General features: G+C 71.5%; 14 protein-coding genes. 5 read left to right on the forward strand and 9 right to left on the reverse strand.

Features of this window, described 5'->3' with window-relative positions; translation table 11 throughout:
* Positions 1–121: 121 nt before the first annotated feature.
* Positions 122–1,267, reverse strand: a complete 1,146-nt coding sequence (locus C1I93_RS09720; RefSeq protein ID WP_111242912.1) for a GNAT family N-acetyltransferase — start codon at positions 1,265–1,267, stop codon at positions 122–124.
* 111 nt (positions 1,268–1,378) lie between these two features.
* Positions 1,379–2,080, reverse strand: a complete 702-nt coding sequence (locus tag C1I93_RS09725) for an ACT domain-containing protein (RefSeq protein ID WP_111242913.1) — start codon at positions 2,078–2,080, stop codon at positions 1,379–1,381.
* Between the two features lie 147 nt (positions 2,081–2,227).
* Between C1I93_RS09725 and C1I93_RS09730 the strand changes: the two genes are divergently transcribed.
* Together C1I93_RS09730 and C1I93_RS09735 are read left to right on the forward strand one after the other, a co-directional pair.
* A complete protein-coding gene (locus C1I93_RS09730; protein WP_111242914.1) occupies positions 2,228–3,295 on the forward strand; it encodes a phosphotransferase family protein in 1,068 nt (355 codons plus the stop codon).
* Entirely contained in the window at positions 3,295–4,530 is a 1,236-nt protein-coding gene (locus C1I93_RS09735) for an acyl-CoA dehydrogenase family protein (RefSeq protein WP_111242915.1), read from the forward strand. Before C1I93_RS09730 ends, C1I93_RS09735 begins: the two co-directional genes overlap by 1 nt.
* A gap of 197 nt (positions 4,531–4,727) precedes the next feature.
* On the opposite strand, the gene C1I93_RS09740 is transcribed toward C1I93_RS09735, so the two are convergent.
* From C1I93_RS09740 to C1I93_RS09765, 6 genes are all read right to left on the reverse strand, one after another.
* The gene (locus C1I93_RS09740; protein ID WP_111242935.1) at positions 4,728–5,774 is read right to left on the reverse strand and encodes a LacI family DNA-binding transcriptional regulator; all 1,047 of its coding nucleotides are present in this window, start codon (positions 5,772–5,774) and stop codon (positions 4,728–4,730) included.
* A gap of 82 nt (positions 5,775–5,856) precedes the next feature.
* The gene (locus C1I93_RS09745) at positions 5,857–7,290 is read right to left on the reverse strand and encodes a GH1 family beta-glucosidase (protein ID WP_111242916.1); all 1,434 of its coding nucleotides are present in this window, start codon (positions 7,288–7,290) and stop codon (positions 5,857–5,859) included.
* The gene (locus tag C1I93_RS09750) at positions 7,287–8,129 is read right to left on the reverse strand and encodes a carbohydrate ABC transporter permease (protein ID WP_111242917.1); all 843 of its coding nucleotides are present in this window, start codon (positions 8,127–8,129) and stop codon (positions 7,287–7,289) included. The genes C1I93_RS09745 and C1I93_RS09750 overlap by 4 nt, the downstream gene beginning before the upstream one ends.
* Before the next feature lie 10 nt (positions 8,130–8,139).
* Entirely contained in the window at positions 8,140–9,108 is a 969-nt protein-coding gene (locus tag C1I93_RS09755; RefSeq protein ID WP_111242918.1) for a carbohydrate ABC transporter permease, read from the reverse strand.
* Between the two features lie 121 nt (positions 9,109–9,229).
* Entirely contained in the window at positions 9,230–10,516 is a 1,287-nt protein-coding gene (locus tag C1I93_RS09760) for an ABC transporter substrate-binding protein (protein WP_111242919.1), read from the reverse strand.
* Between the two features lie 270 nt (positions 10,517–10,786).
* The gene (locus C1I93_RS09765) at positions 10,787–11,332 is read right to left on the reverse strand and encodes a plasmid pRiA4b ORF-3 family protein (RefSeq protein WP_111242920.1); all 546 of its coding nucleotides are present in this window, start codon (positions 11,330–11,332) and stop codon (positions 10,787–10,789) included.
* Positions 11,333–11,482: 150 nt separating this feature from the next.
* Here C1I93_RS09765 and C1I93_RS09770 point away from each other — a divergent pair, with 150 nt between their 5' ends.
* The 3 genes from C1I93_RS09770 to C1I93_RS09780 all read left to right on the forward strand — a co-directional run bounded on the left by C1I93_RS09770 (position 11,483) and on the right by C1I93_RS09780 (position 15,006).
* Positions 11,483–12,229: a pyrimidine reductase family protein gene (locus C1I93_RS09770; RefSeq protein WP_111242921.1), complete on the forward strand. Its 747-nt coding sequence runs from the start codon at positions 11,483–11,485 to the stop codon at positions 12,227–12,229.
* A gap of 76 nt (positions 12,230–12,305) precedes the next feature.
* On the forward strand, positions 12,306–14,582 hold the full coding sequence (locus tag C1I93_RS09775) for a hypothetical protein (RefSeq protein ID WP_223256608.1): 2,277 nt from the start codon (positions 12,306–12,308) through the stop codon (positions 14,580–14,582).
* Between the two features lies 1 nt (position 14,583).
* Positions 14,584–15,006, forward strand: a complete 423-nt coding sequence (locus tag C1I93_RS09780) for a DUF7144 family membrane protein (RefSeq protein WP_111242923.1) — start codon at positions 14,584–14,586, stop codon at positions 15,004–15,006.
* Between the two features lie 21 nt (positions 15,007–15,027).
* On the opposite strand, the gene C1I93_RS09785 is transcribed toward C1I93_RS09780, so the two are convergent.
* On the reverse strand, positions 15,028–16,656 hold the full coding sequence (locus C1I93_RS09785) for a lipase family protein (RefSeq protein WP_111242924.1): 1,629 nt from the start codon (positions 16,654–16,656) through the stop codon (positions 15,028–15,030).
* Between the last annotated feature and the right edge of the window lie 82 nt (positions 16,657–16,738).

Raw genomic sequence — 16,738 nt, forward strand, 5'->3', positions numbered from 1 at the left:
GTCTGGGGGTGGGGACGGGCGGAGGGCAGGGCCCCGAACCGGGTGCCCTGCCCTCCTCACCGGCCTCCGCACCGGAGGTCGGTCAGCTTGTCCCGTCGTCAGCCGGTGCGCGGCACCGGCATCAGCAGGTCGTTGGTGAGCCCGCGTGTTGCGCGGGGATCGGCGGGTTGCTCGGCAGCCGGTGTGCGCCGTCGGCACCGGGATCGGCAGGTGGCTCGTCAGCCGCCGTCGCCGTCCCAGCGGTCAGGGGCACGGTCAGCGTCATCAGCCCGGCGTCGTGCTCGACCCGGGTGGGCCGGGCCAGCCGGCGCAGCGTACGCAGCATCGGCGTGTTGTCCGCCTGCACATGCAGCACCATCGCCGCATAGCCTGCCGACTCGGCCTGCCTGGTCAACCGCCGCAGCAGGGTCGAGCCCAGCCCGCGGCGCTGCCAGTCGTCGCGCACCAGCAGCGCCAGCTCGGCCTCGTCGCCCTCGGCGAGCAGGTGTGCCATCGCGACGACCGACTCCGCCGCCCCGTCGGAGCCGGTCGTCGCGGCGATCAGGGTCACCCCTCGGGCCGGCTCCAGCAGCCGACGCAGGCGGGCCGGGGAGGGCAGCGCCCCACCAGCCAGGTAACGGCGCTGGCGGGTACGCGCCGAGCAGCGTTCGTGCAGCTCGACCACGGCCGCCAGGTCGTCGGCGACCGCCGGACGCACGGTCAGCTCGGCACCGTCGGGCAGGACGACGGTGACCAGTTCGCTGGCCCGGCGGGCCGCTGCCGCGCCCACCTCCAGCAACGCCTGCGCCCGCGCGTACTCCGCCGGAGTGAAGCTCGGCGCGACCCGGTGCAGGAGGTACGACCCACCGTTCGGATCGGCCAGCAGCATCGTCACACCGTCGATGCCCGACCGGGCAGCACCCGGCACGGGTCGCCAGGTCACCTCGTCCGCGCCGAGCAGGGTGCGCAGCACCTCGCCGGTCGCGTCCGGGTCGTACACCAGCCGGGCGGCCAACCCGAGCACCCGGGTCGGCTGGTCGGCCAGGCCGCGCGCCTCGCTGCGCGCCACCCAACAGTCGCGGCCCCGGCCACGCTCCACGGCGGCGATCAGCTCCGCCTCGTCGAGGGTGTCCGGCGCGTCGACAAGGAAGTCGTCGACCGCACCGCCTTCGGTGGTGTGCACCTGCACGCTGAGAATGTTGACTCCACGCAGCGCGAGGCTCGCCGTGAGCACCGACAGGTAGCCCGGTCGGTCGTCCACGGTGGCTCGGATCCGCCACAGCGTCATGGTCGCCTCCCTTCCCGTCCTACCCTCGCCCCCGCCTGTTGCCGGCCGGTTGCCTGACGGTGTCCGCCCGCGACCGGTACTGCGGTGTGCGTCACAGCAGCTCCGGCGGGGTCACGGGTTGGCGCTGACGGACGGGCTGCCGACCAGGTCGAGCCGGTCGCCGAGGATCACCGCACTGGCCCGGACCAACTGGGCCAACCGGTCCACCTCGGTGCAGTGGAACGCCGCCGGCGCGAGCGTCTCGCTGTGCTCCCGGGACACCACCAGCACCAACCCGGCCCGACCGAACGGCGCGACAGCGAAATGGCCGCCGTCGGGCATGGTCATCGACCGGGCGCGCAGCGGAGTCACCTCAGGCAGCCGGGGCGGCACGGGCGTACGCCAACTGGCGTGCCCGATCGTCGCTCCGCCGCCGCCGGTGCGGGAGGCCCAGTCCACCGGCACCACCGCCGCGACCGCCCAGTCGGCGGCGAGCAGACCGGGCACCGCGTCGACCACGGTGGCCAGCCCGTCGGCCGGGTTGGCGGCTACCTGGGCGAGCAACTCGGCGTCCTGGCCGGTGGTGGTGGGCGCGCCGATCGCCCGCCACACCCCGTCCACCCGTACGCCGGGGATCGCCGCCAGACCGGCGAGCAACCGCTCCACCCGGGCGGCGCCCGGCCACACCACGGTGAAGTCGTCCACGGCCCGCCCGCCGAGCCGTTCCAGGACGACCACCTGCACGATGTCCGCACCCGACACCCCGAGGGTGCGGGCCACCTGGCCGAGGGTTCCCGGACGGTCCGGCAGGGTGACCCGAACGCGCAGCAACATCGCAAACCCTCCGCTCGGCGGGCCGGCAGAGTGCCGGCAGGCTGATCAGCAGCCTGCCACTTGACCATTTCGTCCCTGTTGCTGCGGCATGTCCCCCGGGCTAAACCTGACCTTGACAAGCCTCGCGAGCTGCCATGAACTGTCCGGATGACCGATCCGGCGGACCAGACCCCGCCCCCGGCCGCCGGCTCCCCCGCCGGTCTGGATCTGGACCGGCTCGGCGACTATCTCGCGGTGCACCGGCCCGACCTGGCCGACGGACCGGTGCGGGCCGAGCTGATCGCCGGCGGCCGGTCCAATCTGACCTACCTGCTCCGGGTCGGCGGGCGGGAGCTGGTGCTCCGCCGGCCACCGCTCGGGCACGTACTGGCCACCGCGCACGACATGGCCCGCGAGTTCCGGGTGATCTCGACGCTGGCATCGACCGGCGTCCCCGTACCCGAGGCGGTGCTGCTCTGTGCGGACGCCGAACCGATCGGCGCACCGTTCTACCTGATGGAGCGGATGCCCGGCGAGGTGTTCCGTAGCCGGGCGCGCAGCGACCGCCTCACCGCCGGGCAGCGGCACGAGCTGGCCATGGCGATGATGGACACCCTCGCGGCGCTGCACGCGGTCGAGCCGGCGGCGATCGGCCTGGCCGATTTCGGCCGACCCGAGGGCTACCTGGCCCGGCAGGTCCGCCGCTGGTCCGGGCAGCTCGACCGGTCCCGCAGCCGTGCCCTGCCCGGCATCGACGAGCTGCGCGACCGGCTCGCCGCCACCACACCCGAGGGTCGGTACGCCGCCCGGGTGGTGCACGGTGACTACCGGCTGGACAATCTGCTCGTCACGGTCGACCCGGTCGCGGTGACCGCGGTGCTCGACTGGGAGATGGCCACCCTCGGTGATCCGCTGGCCGACCTCGGCCTGCTGCTGACGTACTGGGACGTGCTCGGCAACCTCGACCCGGGCGGCTCCGGCATGGACGTGCTGGGGCCCCGGGCAGGTTTTCCCACCGGCGCGCAGCTGATCGACAGGTACGCCGCCGGCAGCGACGTGCCGGTCGGCCCGCTGCACTGGCACGTGGCGCTCGGCTGCTTCAAGCTCGCCGTGATCTGCGAGGGCATCCACTACCGGCACACCCTCGGGCAGACCGTCGGCGACGGTTTCGAGGCCATCGGTGCGCTGGTGACCCCGCTTGTGGAGCACGGACTACGCACCCTCGGGGAGGCATGATGGACTTCGCGTACGACGAGCGCACCGAGCGGCTCCGCGCCGAGTTGACCGAGTTCCTGGACCGGCACGTGTACCCGGCCGAGGCGGTGCACGCCGCCCAGGTCACCGCCGCCGGTGACCCGTGGGCCCGGCCACCGGTGCTTGCCGAGTTGCAGGCCGAGGCCCGCCGGCGCGGCCTGTGGAACCTCTTCCTGCCCGATCCGCGCCACGGTGCCGGGCTGACGAACCTCCAGTACGCACCCCTGGCCGAGCTGACCGGACGCAGTCCACACCTGGCACCCGAGGCGCTCAACTGCGCCGCGCCGGACACCGGCAACATGGAGCTGCTCGCCGAGTTCGGCTCCCCCGCGCAGCAGGACCGGTGGCTCACGCCGCTGCTGGCCGGCGAGATCCGCTCGGCGTTCTGCATGACCGAGCCGGCGGTGGCCTCCTCGGACGCGACGAACATCGCCACCTCGATCCGGCGCGACGGGGACCACTACGTGATCGACGGCCGCAAGTGGTGGGCCTCCGGGGCGATGGATCCGGCCTGCGCGATCCTCGTGGTGATGGGCCGGACCGATCCGGATGCTGCCCGGCACCGGCAGCAGAGCATGATCCTGGTCCCCCGGGACACCCCGGGCGTCACCGTCCGCCGGGGCATGACGGTCTTCGGTTACTCCGACGGCCCGCACGGCGGGCACGCCGAGATCGACTTCTCCGGCGTACGGGTGCCTGCGGAGAACCTCGTCGGCGCCGAGGGTGCCGGCTTCGCCATCGCCCAGGCGCGGCTCGGGCCGGGCCGGATCCACCACTGCATGCGGCTGATCGGCATGGCCGAGCGGGCCCTGGAACTGCTCTGCCGGCGGGTCACCGAACGGGTCGCGTTCGGCCGTCCCCTTGCCGAACAGGGCGTGGTACGCGAGTGGATCGCGGAGTCCCGGGTCCGCATCGAACAGGCCCGGTTGCTGGTGCTCAAGACGGCCTGGCTGATGGACACGGTCGGCAACAAGGGCGCGCACACGGAGATCCAGGCCATCAAGATCGCCACACCGGCAATGGCGGAGTGGGTGATCGACAAGGCGATCCAGGCGTACGGCGGCGCCGGAGTCAGCCAGGACACCCCGCTCGCGGCGCTCTGGGCCCAGGCCCGCACCCTCCGGCTGGCCGACGGCCCGGACGAGGTGCACCGGGCCAGTCTCGCCAAACGCGAGCTGCGCCGCTGGGAGCACCCCGCCTCGCGCTCGTCGTACTAGCCCGCGTTCGTCGCGGCAGCCCGCGTTGCTCGCGTTCGTCGTACTAGCCCGCGTTCGTCGCGGCAGCCCGCGCGTTCTTCGCGTTCGTCGCGGCAGCTCGCGCGTTCTTCGCGTTCGTCGCGGCAGCTCGCGTTCGTGGTGTTAACAGGGGGCCCCTGCTATACCGCAGGCGTTAATAGGGGGCCCCTCCTTTCACCTCAGGCGGAGGCGCGTTCGACGAGTTTGGTGTCCAGGACTAGGTGTGGCTCGTAGATCTCGTCGCCGCGGATCCGGGCGACAAGCATCCGTGCCATCTGCCGGCCCATCTCGTCGACCGGCTGGAAGACCGAGGTCAGCGGCGGGTCGGTCTGCCGGGCGATGGGCGCGTCGTCGAAGCCGATCACCGCCACGTCCTGCGGCACCCGCCGACCGGCCTCCCGCAGGGTACGCATCGCGCCGGCGGCCATCAGGTCGGCGGCGACGAAGACCGCGTCCAGGTCGGGGCAGCGATCCAGCAACTGCCGCATGGCCGTCGTCCCGCTCTCCTCGCTGAAGTCGCCGTACGCGATCAGGTCGGGGTTGAGCCCGAAACCGGCGGTGCGTACCGCGTCCCGGTAGCCGGAGAGGCGGGCCAGGCCGGCGCCCATGTCCTGGGGGCCGGCGATGGTGGCGATGCGCCGCCGCCCTCGATCGGCCAGATATTCCACCGCCTGCCGGGCGCCGCCGGCGTTGTCCACGTCGACGAAGGAAGCCGGCTGGGCGTCGGGGTGCAGCATCCGCGCCGGCCGGCCGCCGAGCACGGTGGGCAGGCCGCGCTCCTCCAACAGGGTCGGCAGCGGGTCGGCGTCGTGCAGCGAGAGCAGCAGTACGCCGTCGACGTGCTGGTTGGTCAGGTGGTGCTCGACCCGCTCCCGCTCCAGCGGCGACTGCGCCATGGCCAGCCAGAGTTGCAGCGGTGTCTCCAGCAGCACCGAACTGACGCCGCGTACCACGCCGGCGAAGAACGGCTCGGCGAAGAGCCGCTCACCGGACTCGCTGACCACCAGGGCCACCGAGTCGGTCCGCTGGGTGACGAGCGCCCGGGCGGCCCGGTTCGGCACGTAACCCAGCTCGGCGATGGCCTGCTGCACCGCGGCCCGGGCCTCCGGGCTCACCTGGGGAGAGCCGTTGACCACGCGGGAGACTGTCCCGCGGCCGACTCCGGCTCGGGCAGCGACCGCGTCGAGGGTCGGGCGCCCGAGTGACCGGGTGCGCTGCGTTGTCATCGTCTGCTCCTCCGACATCAGGCGGGCCCGGCACCTGGTTCAGCGTCGATGCCGGACCGCCCGTTACTGGCTGGCCGTCGCCTTATTGTGCGGCCAGACCGTTGCGTCGGATGACCTCCGCGTACCACCTGGCGCTGGACTTGGGGATGCGGATCTGGCTGTCGTAGTCGACGTGGATCATGCCGAACCGCTTGGTGTAACCCCAGGCCCACTCGAAATTATCCATCAGCGACCAGGCAAAGTATCCCCGCAGGGGCACACCGACGCTGATCGCCTCGTGCGCGGCGCGCAGGTGCGCGTCGAAGTACGCCAGCCGGTCGGCGTCGTCGACCTGTCCGTCGACCACCGCGTCGACGAAGGCCGACCCGTTCTCCGTCACGTAGAGCGGCAGGTCAGTGTACTCCTCGTGCACCCGGCGCAGCGTCTCCACCAGGCCCGGGGCGTCGATCTCCCACCCCATGTCGGTGACCGGGAAGCCCCGGGTGACGAACCGGACGTCCTCGCTGCCGGGCCAGCTGGACGGGGCCCGCCAGTACTGCTCCGGCTCCTCGCCGGGCACCGGCGCGGCCACCACGTGGCGGCTGTAGTAGTTGACCCCGACCACGTCCAGCGGCGTGGCGATGGTGGCCAGGTCGCCGTCCCGGACGTGCCCGAAGTCGGTCACCTTGGCCAGGTCGGCGACCAGGTCGGCAGGGTACTCCCCGCGCAGCAGCGGGTCGAGGAAGAACCGGTTGGCCAGCCCGTCGATGCGCCGGGCCGCGTCCACGTCGGCGGGCGAGTCGCTGGCCGGGTTCACCGGGTACAGGTTGACGGTCACCCCGAGCTGCGCGTCCGGCCGGGCCGCGCGCAGCGCCTGCACGGCGAGCCCGTGCCCGAGCATCAGGTGGTGCCCGGCGTGGACCGCGGCGGCCCCGTCGGAGCGGCCCGGGGCGTGCACCCCGGAGCCGTAGCCGAGGAAGGCCGAGCACCACGGCTCGTTCAGGGTGGTCCAGTACTTCACCCGGTCGCCGAGCGCGTCCGCCACCAGCTGCGTGTAGTCGGCGAACCGGGCGGCGGTGTCCCGGGCCGGCCAGCCGCCGGCCTCCTCCAGCTCCTGGGGCAGGTCCCAGTGGTAGAGGGTGAGCCAGGGCTCGATCCCGTTGGCCAGCAGCTCGTCGATGAGCCGGCGGTAGAAGTCCAGCCCCTCGGCGTTGGCCGGGCCCGACCCGCCCGGCTGCACCCGCGGCCAGGACACGGAGAAGCGGTACGACTTCAACCCCAGCTCGGCCATCAGCCGCACGTCGTCGGTGAGCCGGTGGTAGTGGTCGCAGGCGACGTCACCGGTGTGCCCGGCGACGGTCTTGCCCTCCGTGTGGCTGAAGGTGTCCCAGATCGACGGGGTACGCCCACCCTCGGCCGCCGCGCCCTCGATCTGGTAGGCGGCGGTGGCCGCCCCCCAGAGGAAACCGGGCGGGAAGGTGAGCGGCGCCGGCTCGTCGAGAACGCCGACGACGGGTGGGGTGGCGGGGTTGCTCACGACTTGACTGCACCTTCCATGATGCCGCCGATGATCTGGCGGCCGAAGACGATGAAGACGATCACCAGGGGCAGGGTGCCGATCGCGGTGGCCGCGAAGACCTGGGAATAGTCGGTGTAGTAGGCGTACGAGAGGAAGGAGAGCGAAACCTGGAGGGTCGGGTTCTCCGGGGTGAGGATCGCGTACGGCCAGAGGAAGGAGTTCCACTGCTCCATGAAGGTCAGCAGGCCGAGCACGGCGGCGGCGGGGCGCAGCGCGGGCAGCACGATGTTCCAGTAGATACGGAAGGTGCTGGCCCCGTCGACCCGACCGGCCTCGATCAGCTCGTCCGAGATCGCCTGGCTGGCGTACTGCCGCATCATGAACACGCCGAAGGCGCTGACCAGGAAGGGCACGGTGACCGCGGCCAGGGAGTCGTACCACCCCAACGACTGCATCATGCCCCAGAGCGGGATGAGGCCCATCTGGGTCGGGATCATCATGGTGACGACGATCATCAGCAGCAGGGCGTTGCGGCCCCGGAAGCGCAGCTTGGCGAAGGCGAACCCGGCGAGCGAGCCGGTGAGCACCACCGACACGGTGACCACCGAGGAGACGATCACCGAGTTCATCAGGCCGGTGAGGAAGTTGGCCGCGTCGTTGTCGAGCACCCGGCCGAAGTTGTCGCTGAAGGCGCTGCCCGGGGTGAACGGCGGCGGTACGTCGTTGATCGCCTCCAGGCTGCGGGTGCCGATGACGACCATGTAGTAGAACGGGTAGATCGACAGCAGGGCGGCCAGGACGAGCGCCAGGTAGGTCAGCGGGCTGGTGCGCCAGAGGCGCTGGGAAGCCGAGGTCACTGGTCTCTCCTCACTTCGCCGTACGGCGGACGAGTACGAAGTTGATCAGCGACACCAGCACGATGATCATGAAGATCGCCCAGGCGACGGCGGCGCCGTAACCGGCGGTGTTCAGGTTCACGATGCCCATCTCGTACATGTACATGGCCAGGGTCTGGAACTGCCGCTGGTCACCACCGAGGATGTTGCCGTTGGCGAAGAGCAGGGGCTCGGTGAAGAGCTGCATGCCACCGATCGTGGAAAGGATGACCACGAAGATGAAGGTGGGCTTGAGCATGGGCAGGGTGATCTGCCAGAACTGCCGCCACTGGCTGGCGCCGTCGATCGCGGCCGCCTCGTAGAGATCCTTGGGGATGGCCTGCATGCCGGCGAGCAGGATCAGGGTGTTGTAACCGGTCCACCGCCAGTTGACCATGGTGGCGAGCGCGGTCCAGGAACTCCACCGCTCACCGTTCCAGTCGATGGCGTCCACCCCGAAGAAGCTCAACAACCAGTTGAACAGGCCGAAGTCGCGCTGGTAGAGCATGCCGAAGACGATCGCCACCGCGGCCACCGAGACCACGTTCGGGATGAAGATGGACATCCGGAAGAAGGTCTTGGCGCGCAGGAAGGTGCGGTTGAGCAGGTTGGCCAGGAAGAGCGCCAGCAGTAGCTGCGGGATGGTCGACAGCAGGAAGATCCCGAAGGTGTTGACGAGGGCGTTCCAGAAGTACTCGTCGCCGAACAACCGGGTGTAGTTGTCGATGCCGATGAACGAGTGGTCGCCGATCATGTCCCAGTCGTGCAGGGACATCCAGGCGGTACGCAGCATCGGGTACAGCCCGAAGATGCCGAAGATGAGGAAGAACGGCGCTATGTAGAGGTACGGGGAGTACTTGAGATCCAGGCGGTTGAGCAGGCTCCCCCGCCGACGGCGGGGCGCTGTGGGGTGAGGCGGCGGAGCTGGCGACGGGGGGGCCGTCGTGGCCGACAGGCTCATGGAGGGGTTTCCTTTCCCGGCGGCGAGGATCAGCGGTCCTCGCGCGGGGTGCTACACGGAGGGGGACCGACCGGTGGCGTCCGGGGAGGAGTTCCCCGGACGCCACCGGCAGGAGATTGACTCAGAAGGCGCCCTGGGTCGCAGCGTCCTTCGTGAACTGAGTCCAGGCCGCGTCCTTGCTGGCCCGCCCGTTCTCAAATACCCGCAGCGCCGGCTCGAGCGCGTTCTCCTTGACCGCCTGGTGCTTCGGGCCGAGGTGCACCGGCTGGATCTTGCTGACGCTCTCCCCGAAGATCTTGCCGGTCGGCGCGCCGCTGAAGTACTCGTTGGTGTAGCTGAGGAACGCCTCGTTCTTCAGCGCCTCCAGGTTGGTGGGCAGCGGGCCACTGGCCTTGAATGCCTCCACCTGGTTGGTGGCGTTGGTCAGGAACTCGGCGAGCTTCGCCGCCTCCTTCTGGTGCTTGCTCTGCTCCGGCACGGCCAGCCACGAGCCGCCCCAGTTGCCGCCGCCACCGGGCACGGCCGCCACGTCCCACTTGCCCTTGTTGCCCTCACCGGAGTTCTCCTCGACGATGCCGAGCATCCAGGAGGGGCAGAAGGTCGCCGCGAAGGTGCCCTGCTTGAAGCCGGCGTTCCACGCCGGCGACCAGGTCTCGGCCTTGGCGGAGATGTCCGCCATCGAGGTCGCGGTCTCCCACGCGGCCTTCACCGCGGGGCTGGTGTCCGCGATGATGTTGTTCTCCTTGTCGTAGAACAGGTCGCTGCCCTGCTGGAACAGCACGCCGTTCGAGACTGCGGTGATCGAGTCGATGAAGCCCTTACCAGTGGCCGTCTTGTACTTCTGGCCGGCCTGGTGGAAGCCGTTCCAATCTGGCCAGAGCGCCGACACCTGGTCGCGCTCGGTGGGCAGACCGGCCGCCTCGAACAGGTCCTTGCGGTAGCAGACGGCGAGGCTGCCGACGTCGGTGGGCAGGCCGATCAGGCGACCGTCCGGCGCCTTGCCCAGCTCCCACTTCCAGGGCAGGTATTCCTTGGAGTGGTCGTCGATCAACGGGGTGAGGTCGGCCCAGTTGCGCGGGTTGGCCTTGAACTCGTTGAGGATGCCCTCTTCCAGGGCCGTCACGTCGGCCGCACCCTGGCCGGTGGCCAGGTAGCGGACCAGCTTGGGACGGTACTCCCGCAGCTGCGCGGTCTTGCGCAGCTCGACCTTGATGCCGGTCTGCTGCTCGTACTGCTTGACGAGTTCGTCGTAGCCGAACTCGCCGAAGGTGTCCACGACCAGCTTGGCGGGCTTGCCGTCCGCAGTGGTCGGTTCGTCGTCATTGCCGCAGGCCGCGAGACCGCCGACAGCGGTGATCGCGGCCAGGGTGGCTGCCGCCATGCGGGAACGCCGCGTGGTGAGGCTCATCCTGACCCCTCTTTCGATGGTGAGGCTTGATCTTGTGTGGTGGGGGGTGCCGCAGCGCCTGCCGGCACCGGCTGGTTCAGCCGGCGGCGGCGCCCCGGACGGGCGGGACTGTGATCCACACCTCTTGGGAACGCTCCCATGAGATTGCCGGGAGGTATCGGGAGTGTCAATAGTCTGCTGGGAGCGTTCCCAGATCGTTACCGCTAAAATGGTTTAGTCGTTGAACCCACCCGGTCACCCCGGGTAATGGGTGCCGCTGACAGTCGCTGGTCAGCAGAAACGGCGCAGCAGGGTGGTGGTCCGCCCGGCGTCGAAGGCCGACGGATCATAGCCGGCACCCACCCAGTCACGCAGCGAGTCGTGCTCGGGATGCCCCGGATCGTCGAGCGCCGCGACCAGCAGCAGAAAGCCCTGCGGCCCACCGACATCCTCCGGCGGACCGGCCCGCTCGCCGTCCAGGCAGGTCGGGTAGCGCTCGCCCACCTCGGCCGCGAAGACGTCCTCCACCAGCAGGTCATGCTCCCACCAGTCGCCGAAGTCGTACGTGTAGTGGAACCGGCCGCCCTTGCCAAGCACCGCGTCGAGCCGGACGTCCAACTCGTCCCGCACGGCCAGCTCGCCGTCGAGACCCGGCTCGCCGTACTGCATGCCGTCGATCTCGAAGGTGTGCAGGTGGCAGTCGCGCCAGCCGATGGCGAGCTGCACCACCCGATGCAGGCGATCCAGGGTGTACCCGCCGGGCACGAGCACCCGGCGCCAGACCGCGGGACGGACCCCGGCCAGGGAGATCCTCAACTGGAAGATCTGACGCGGCATGCTGTCCCATCCTCCCTCGGCATAGGCTGCGAGCATGATCTGCCGAGCGTGCCGGACGCGGCGGCACGACCACTGCCCGGGCCGGAACTGGTGCGACTGTCAGCACCGTACCCCCCGACCCACCCCTGTCGTCACCGGTCCGGCGGGCGAATGAGCGCCGACGCGACGATTTGCCCACTCTGGCCCGACCCGTCGCCCGCTCCTGTCGACGACGAGACACTCGTCGCACGGTACGGCCGCGCCGACTCCCCTCGGCTGCGAATGAACTTCGTGACGAGCATCGACGGCGCGGTGAGCGTGGACGGTTACTCCGCCGGCCTGTCCGGCGTACCCGACAAGCGGGTCTTCGCGCTGCTGCGGATGCTCTGCGACGCGCTGCTGGTGGCCGCCGGCACGCTGCGCCAGGAGGGCTATCGGGCGCTCCGCCTCGACCCGCGACGGCGGGCCTGGCGGCGGGCACACGGGCTGACCGACTACCCCACGCTGGTGGTGGTCTCCGCCAGCCTCGACCTCGATCCCCACCAGGCCGCCTTCGCCGACGCGCCGGTACGCCCCGTGGTGCTCACCCGCGACGGTCCGCCGATCCCGTCCGGGCTGGCCGAGGTGGCCGAGGTGGTGCGTTGCGGCGTCGCGGAGGTCGACCTCGCCGCCGGCCTGGCCGTGCTCCGCGAGCGCGGGCTCGACCAGGTGCTCTGCGAGGGCGGACCGCGACTGTTCGGTGCGCTCACCACCGCGGACCTGGTGGACGAGGTCTGCCTCTCGGTCGCCCCGCTGCTCGCCGGCCCCGGCGCCGGCCGGATCACCGCCGGCGATCCGAGTCCGGTACGCGGCCTGCCGCTGCGCCACGTGCTGCTCGCCGGTGACGGCACCTTGATGTTGCGCTACGCCCGGGAGTGAGGTCGACCGAAACGCCCGCGCCGGCCCGGGCCAGTTCTTTACGGTGAGCCGAAAGCGGCGGCCGGAAGGCGGGGCGTTGGCACACGAGGTGGTCGAGCTACGGGTGCACGGGGTCTCCGGCGCCTCCGCCGAAGAGCTGCTCGACCACCCGGTGGTGATCCGGGTGGCCGGCGACGCCAACGCCGGCTTCTACCGCCCGCGTCCCGGGTTCGGGATCAGCGACCGACCCACCGGGTTCAGTGTGGAGGCGTACCGCTGGGGGGCGCTGACCGCGGGCGCCGCCGCCCGGACCCTCTCGCTGCTGTTCCTGCTGCCGTTCATGCTCGTCAACCTCGCCGCCTGGACCCGGCCGGCGACCGGCGGGACCGGCGGGCTGATCGGCCCGCTGTGCCGGCTGCTGGCCGGCACGATCACCTCCGCCTTCGTGCTCTCCCTGGTCGGGATCAGCATCGACGTCGTCGGCTGGCAGTGCGTGCCCTACCATCCGTGCCTGCGCGGCCGGCCCTACCTGGGCTGGCTGGCGCACCTGCCGCTCGGGCCGCGACTGGCGATCCTCGCGCTGGTGCCGATCGCCGGGCTGTGGCTGCTCGGCTGGCTCGGCAAACGCTCCGCCCAGACGTTCGAGGCGTTCTCGGCCAGCCGGGGCCAGACCCGCGTCAGCGGCGGCGAGGACCAGATCGACCTGCCCGGATTCTGGAACGACGCGCTGGTGGTGCAGCGGCTACGCGCCCTGCATCTCGCGATCGGTCTCGGCACCCTCAGCGCGCTCCTGCTCGCCGCACAACTGAGCATCCGCCCCACGCCGCTGGCGTACGTCGGCTATGTCCTGTCCATGCTACTGCTGGCCGTCGGGGGCATCCTGCTCTGCCTGCCGGCGCGGATCCCGACCGAGGGCCCGGGCCGGGGACCGGTCGACCTGCGGGGCATCCGGGCCCTGCGGTACGCCGTCATCGGGCTCACCGTGCTGGCCCTGACCTACACTGCGGTGCCGCTGGAACCGGAACCACCGCGCGGGCAGCTACCCGGCTACGAGACCACGGTCGCCTCCCTCGTCGCGGTCCAGGCCGGACTGCTGGTCGCGCTGGTCATCACCACGTTGCACCAGCGGAGGCGCAGCTCCGGCAGGCACGGGGCCTGGATCAGCGGACTGACCGCCCCGGTGATCGCCGCCGCGGCGATCGCCGCCGGGTACGGGTTCTCCGCCGCCCTGGTCTACCGGGTCGCCGACTTCCTGGACCGGGGCGACATCCCGAACCCGGTCCGGCCGAACCCACCCGGCGCACCGCCGCTGGAACCACCCGTCACCTACCGCTGGGCGGCGCTGGCCGGGCTGGCGGCGATCCTGGTGGTCGCGGTGGCGACGCTCTGGCGGAGCTGGACCACCCGGCGTCGACGCCGCCGCCTGGCCGACCACATCGTCGGGCGGGACTTCCCCGGCCCGCCGGCGGAGGCCCGGTCCCGCCGGACCGCGGTCCGCGAGGCCGTCGCCAGCTCCGCGTTCACCGAGCAGCTCGGACCGGTCTTCATCGCGTTCCTGGTGCTGTCGCTGCTCGGGGTCGCGACTGCCGCGCTGGACCTGCTCGGCATCGGGCCGTCGCAGCTGAGCAGCCGGCTGTTCGGCACCGACGGCACGGCCACCAGGAACCTCGCGCTCCTCACCGACGTCGGCATCTACGTGATCGGGATGATCGCGCTCGGGATCCTCCTGCTCGGGCTCCTCTCCTACCGCTCGCAGGGCACCCGACGCACGGTCGCGGTGCTCTGGGACCTCGGCACCTTCTGGCCGCGTACGGTGCACCCGTTCGCGCCGCCCTGCTACGCCGAGCGGGCCGTGCCGGAGCTGGCCAAGCGGATCGTCGGGCTGAGCCACGGGGGCGGGGTGATCCTTTCCGGGCACTCGCACGGTTCCGTCATCGCCGCCGCCACCCTGCTCCAACTGCCACCGGAGGTGCTGCCCCGGGTGGCGCTGCTGACCCATGGCAGCCCGCTGCACCGGATCTACGCCCGGGTCTGCCCGGCCTTCCTGGGCGACGGGGTGCTGACGGAGGTCGGCGAACGGGTCGGCTGGCGGTGGGTGAACCTGTGGCGGGACACCGACCCGGTCGGCGGCCCGATCTTCTCCGGGCACTGGCCCGGGGATCGGCCCCGGACGCCCGGACCGGCGGGCGCGGTCGACCGACGGTTGCGCGATCCGCGCGGGATCACCGTGCCGGAGGACGACACCGTCCCGCCCCCGATCGACGGGCACTGGCCGTACCACACCGACCCGACGTACGAGGCGGCCGTGCGGGAACTGGCGGGGCGACTCGAACCCGCAGCCGGCTCGGCTCCGGCCCCGGCAACGGGAGCGTGACGTGCGGGCACCGGTGGCGGACGACAGGACGGTGCCACCGGCCCGGCCATGGTTGGCCAGCACCCTGCTGACCGGTGCCGGCCTCGTCGACATCCTCACCGCCTACGCCAACACGCTCACCGATCCGTACGTGGTGCTGGCCGAGGACGGCACCCACCACCTCGACATCACCGGGTGGGCCTGGCTGCACCTGGCCGTCGGCGTCGCCACGCTGCTGGCCGGGTTGGCGGTGCTGACCGGCGGACGGCGGTGGGCCCTGGTCGGCATCGGCGCCGCCGTCGCCGGGATCGGCACCGGCGTCGTCCTGCTGCCGTACCAGCCGGTCCGGGCGGTGATCGCCATGGGGCTGTACGCCGTCGCGGTCCGGCTGCTGGTGCGACGGCTGCGGGCCCGCGCCGACGAACAGCTTCCCGCCTCGCGGTAGCTCAACGGTCCTCGCGGTAGCTCAGCCGTCCTCGCAGATCCGGCCGGTGCGGGCCGGATCACCCTCGCCCTCCGCGGCCCAGACCGGGTTCAGCGACAGCAGCAGCGGCGGTGCCTGCCAGGCCGCGCCCACCCGTTGCAGCAGGTCGTACTCGCGCTGTGGCTCGTTGACCGGGTCACCGGCGATGAAGTCGACAAGCCGGTCCTGCACGGTCTGCCGGCCGAGTAGGCCGCCGTGGAAGGCCGGCTGCTCGTAGACGGGGATGCGCGCCTGCTGGCCGGGCGGCGTCTCGATCGCGCTGACCGTCGGCAGGAAGGCGATCATCCGCACTCCGGGGACGGGGCAGAGGGTGCGGTTGCGGTAGAACGGCGCGTTGTCCATGACCGAGCGGACGAAGGGTTCGTCCGGGTTGCTGTCGACCTCGCGGAACAGGTTCGACGCGCCGAAGAGCAGGCGCAGTTCCCAGCCGGTCGCCACGCCCCAGCCGGAGTGTCCGGGCAGCGGATAGTACGCCCGCGCGGGACGGATCAGCGGGCTGAACAGCAGGGCGGTGTCCACCGGCGACGCCTGCGGTCGCTGCTCCAGGTAGGTGCGGATGACCATCGCGCCCTCGCTCTGCCCGACCAGCGCCACCGGCCGGCCGGTACGGCGGTGCACCACGTCGACCTGCGCGGCGAGCAACGCCGCGCTGGAGCCGAGCGTCCGGTGGGTGGCGTGCGGCCCGTACGGCCGGGGCTGGCCCTGTTCGTCGAGCCCGAGATAGGAGAAGCGCGACACCCGGGGGTCGACAGGTGGTGTGCCGTCCCAACTCGAATCGTGGCCGGCGAGGACGATCACCGCGTGCCGGACCCGGTCGGACAGCGGTTGGGTGAGCACCGGCGGTCGCCACTGCTGGTCGCCGCCGACCGCCAGGCCGATCACGCCCTGCGCCGCCACCGCCGCGAAGACGACGAGGACGATCATCACCGGCGCCACCGGAACCCGGGCCCAGACAATCCGCGCGGGACGCACCGCGGCGTGGATGGTCTGCCGCCAGAGCAGACCGTTCGCCACCCCGGCGAGACCGGCGAGCGGCACCTCGGCCCAGGGCGGGGTGCCCGCGATCAGGGCGCCGGCCAGGGTGAGCACCACGAAGTTCAGCGCCGGCCAGCCCACCAACGCCGGCGACGGCAGCCCCCGCCACCAGCCCGCCACCACCCCGGCGCGTTGCAGGAAGGGTGCGAGCAGCAGCATCGGTAGCAGCGCGGCGAGCAGGTACCAGGAGAGCGCCACCACCGAGAACGCCACCGCGAGCGCCGCCCACGGCGAGACGACCACGGCGATGAGCGCGGCGACCGCCAGGTTGCGCCGCAGCAGCCACCGCCACCCCGGTCGGGGCAGATCAGCCGGCCAGGCCAGCATGGTCAGGCCGGTGGTGACCAGGCCCCGGAACCCGAGCACGGCCAGCAGTCCGAGCAGAAAGGTCCACCACGAGTCGTGGTAGACCAGCAGCCAGCGCAGGTCGTGGTACGAGTCGTACGGCCAGACGGCGGTGACCTGCGGTGACAGCGGCCGGGCGGCCTGGAAGCCGACGCCGAGCAGGATCGCGGCCTCCACCACGGCCGGTACGGTGGCGAGCACGAGCAGCCAGGTCAGCCTGCGCCTCTCCACCGTGTTTCCCCCGTTCTCGCTATCGACAGGATCTCCCGACAGCGGCGGTGCGTGTCCCTTTTCCGCGCAGACCGGCGGCACA

It is taken from the genome of Micromonospora endophytica, from assembly GCF_003236305.1.
Lineage (GTDB): Bacteria > Actinomycetota > Actinomycetes > Mycobacteriales > Micromonosporaceae > Micromonospora > Micromonospora endophytica.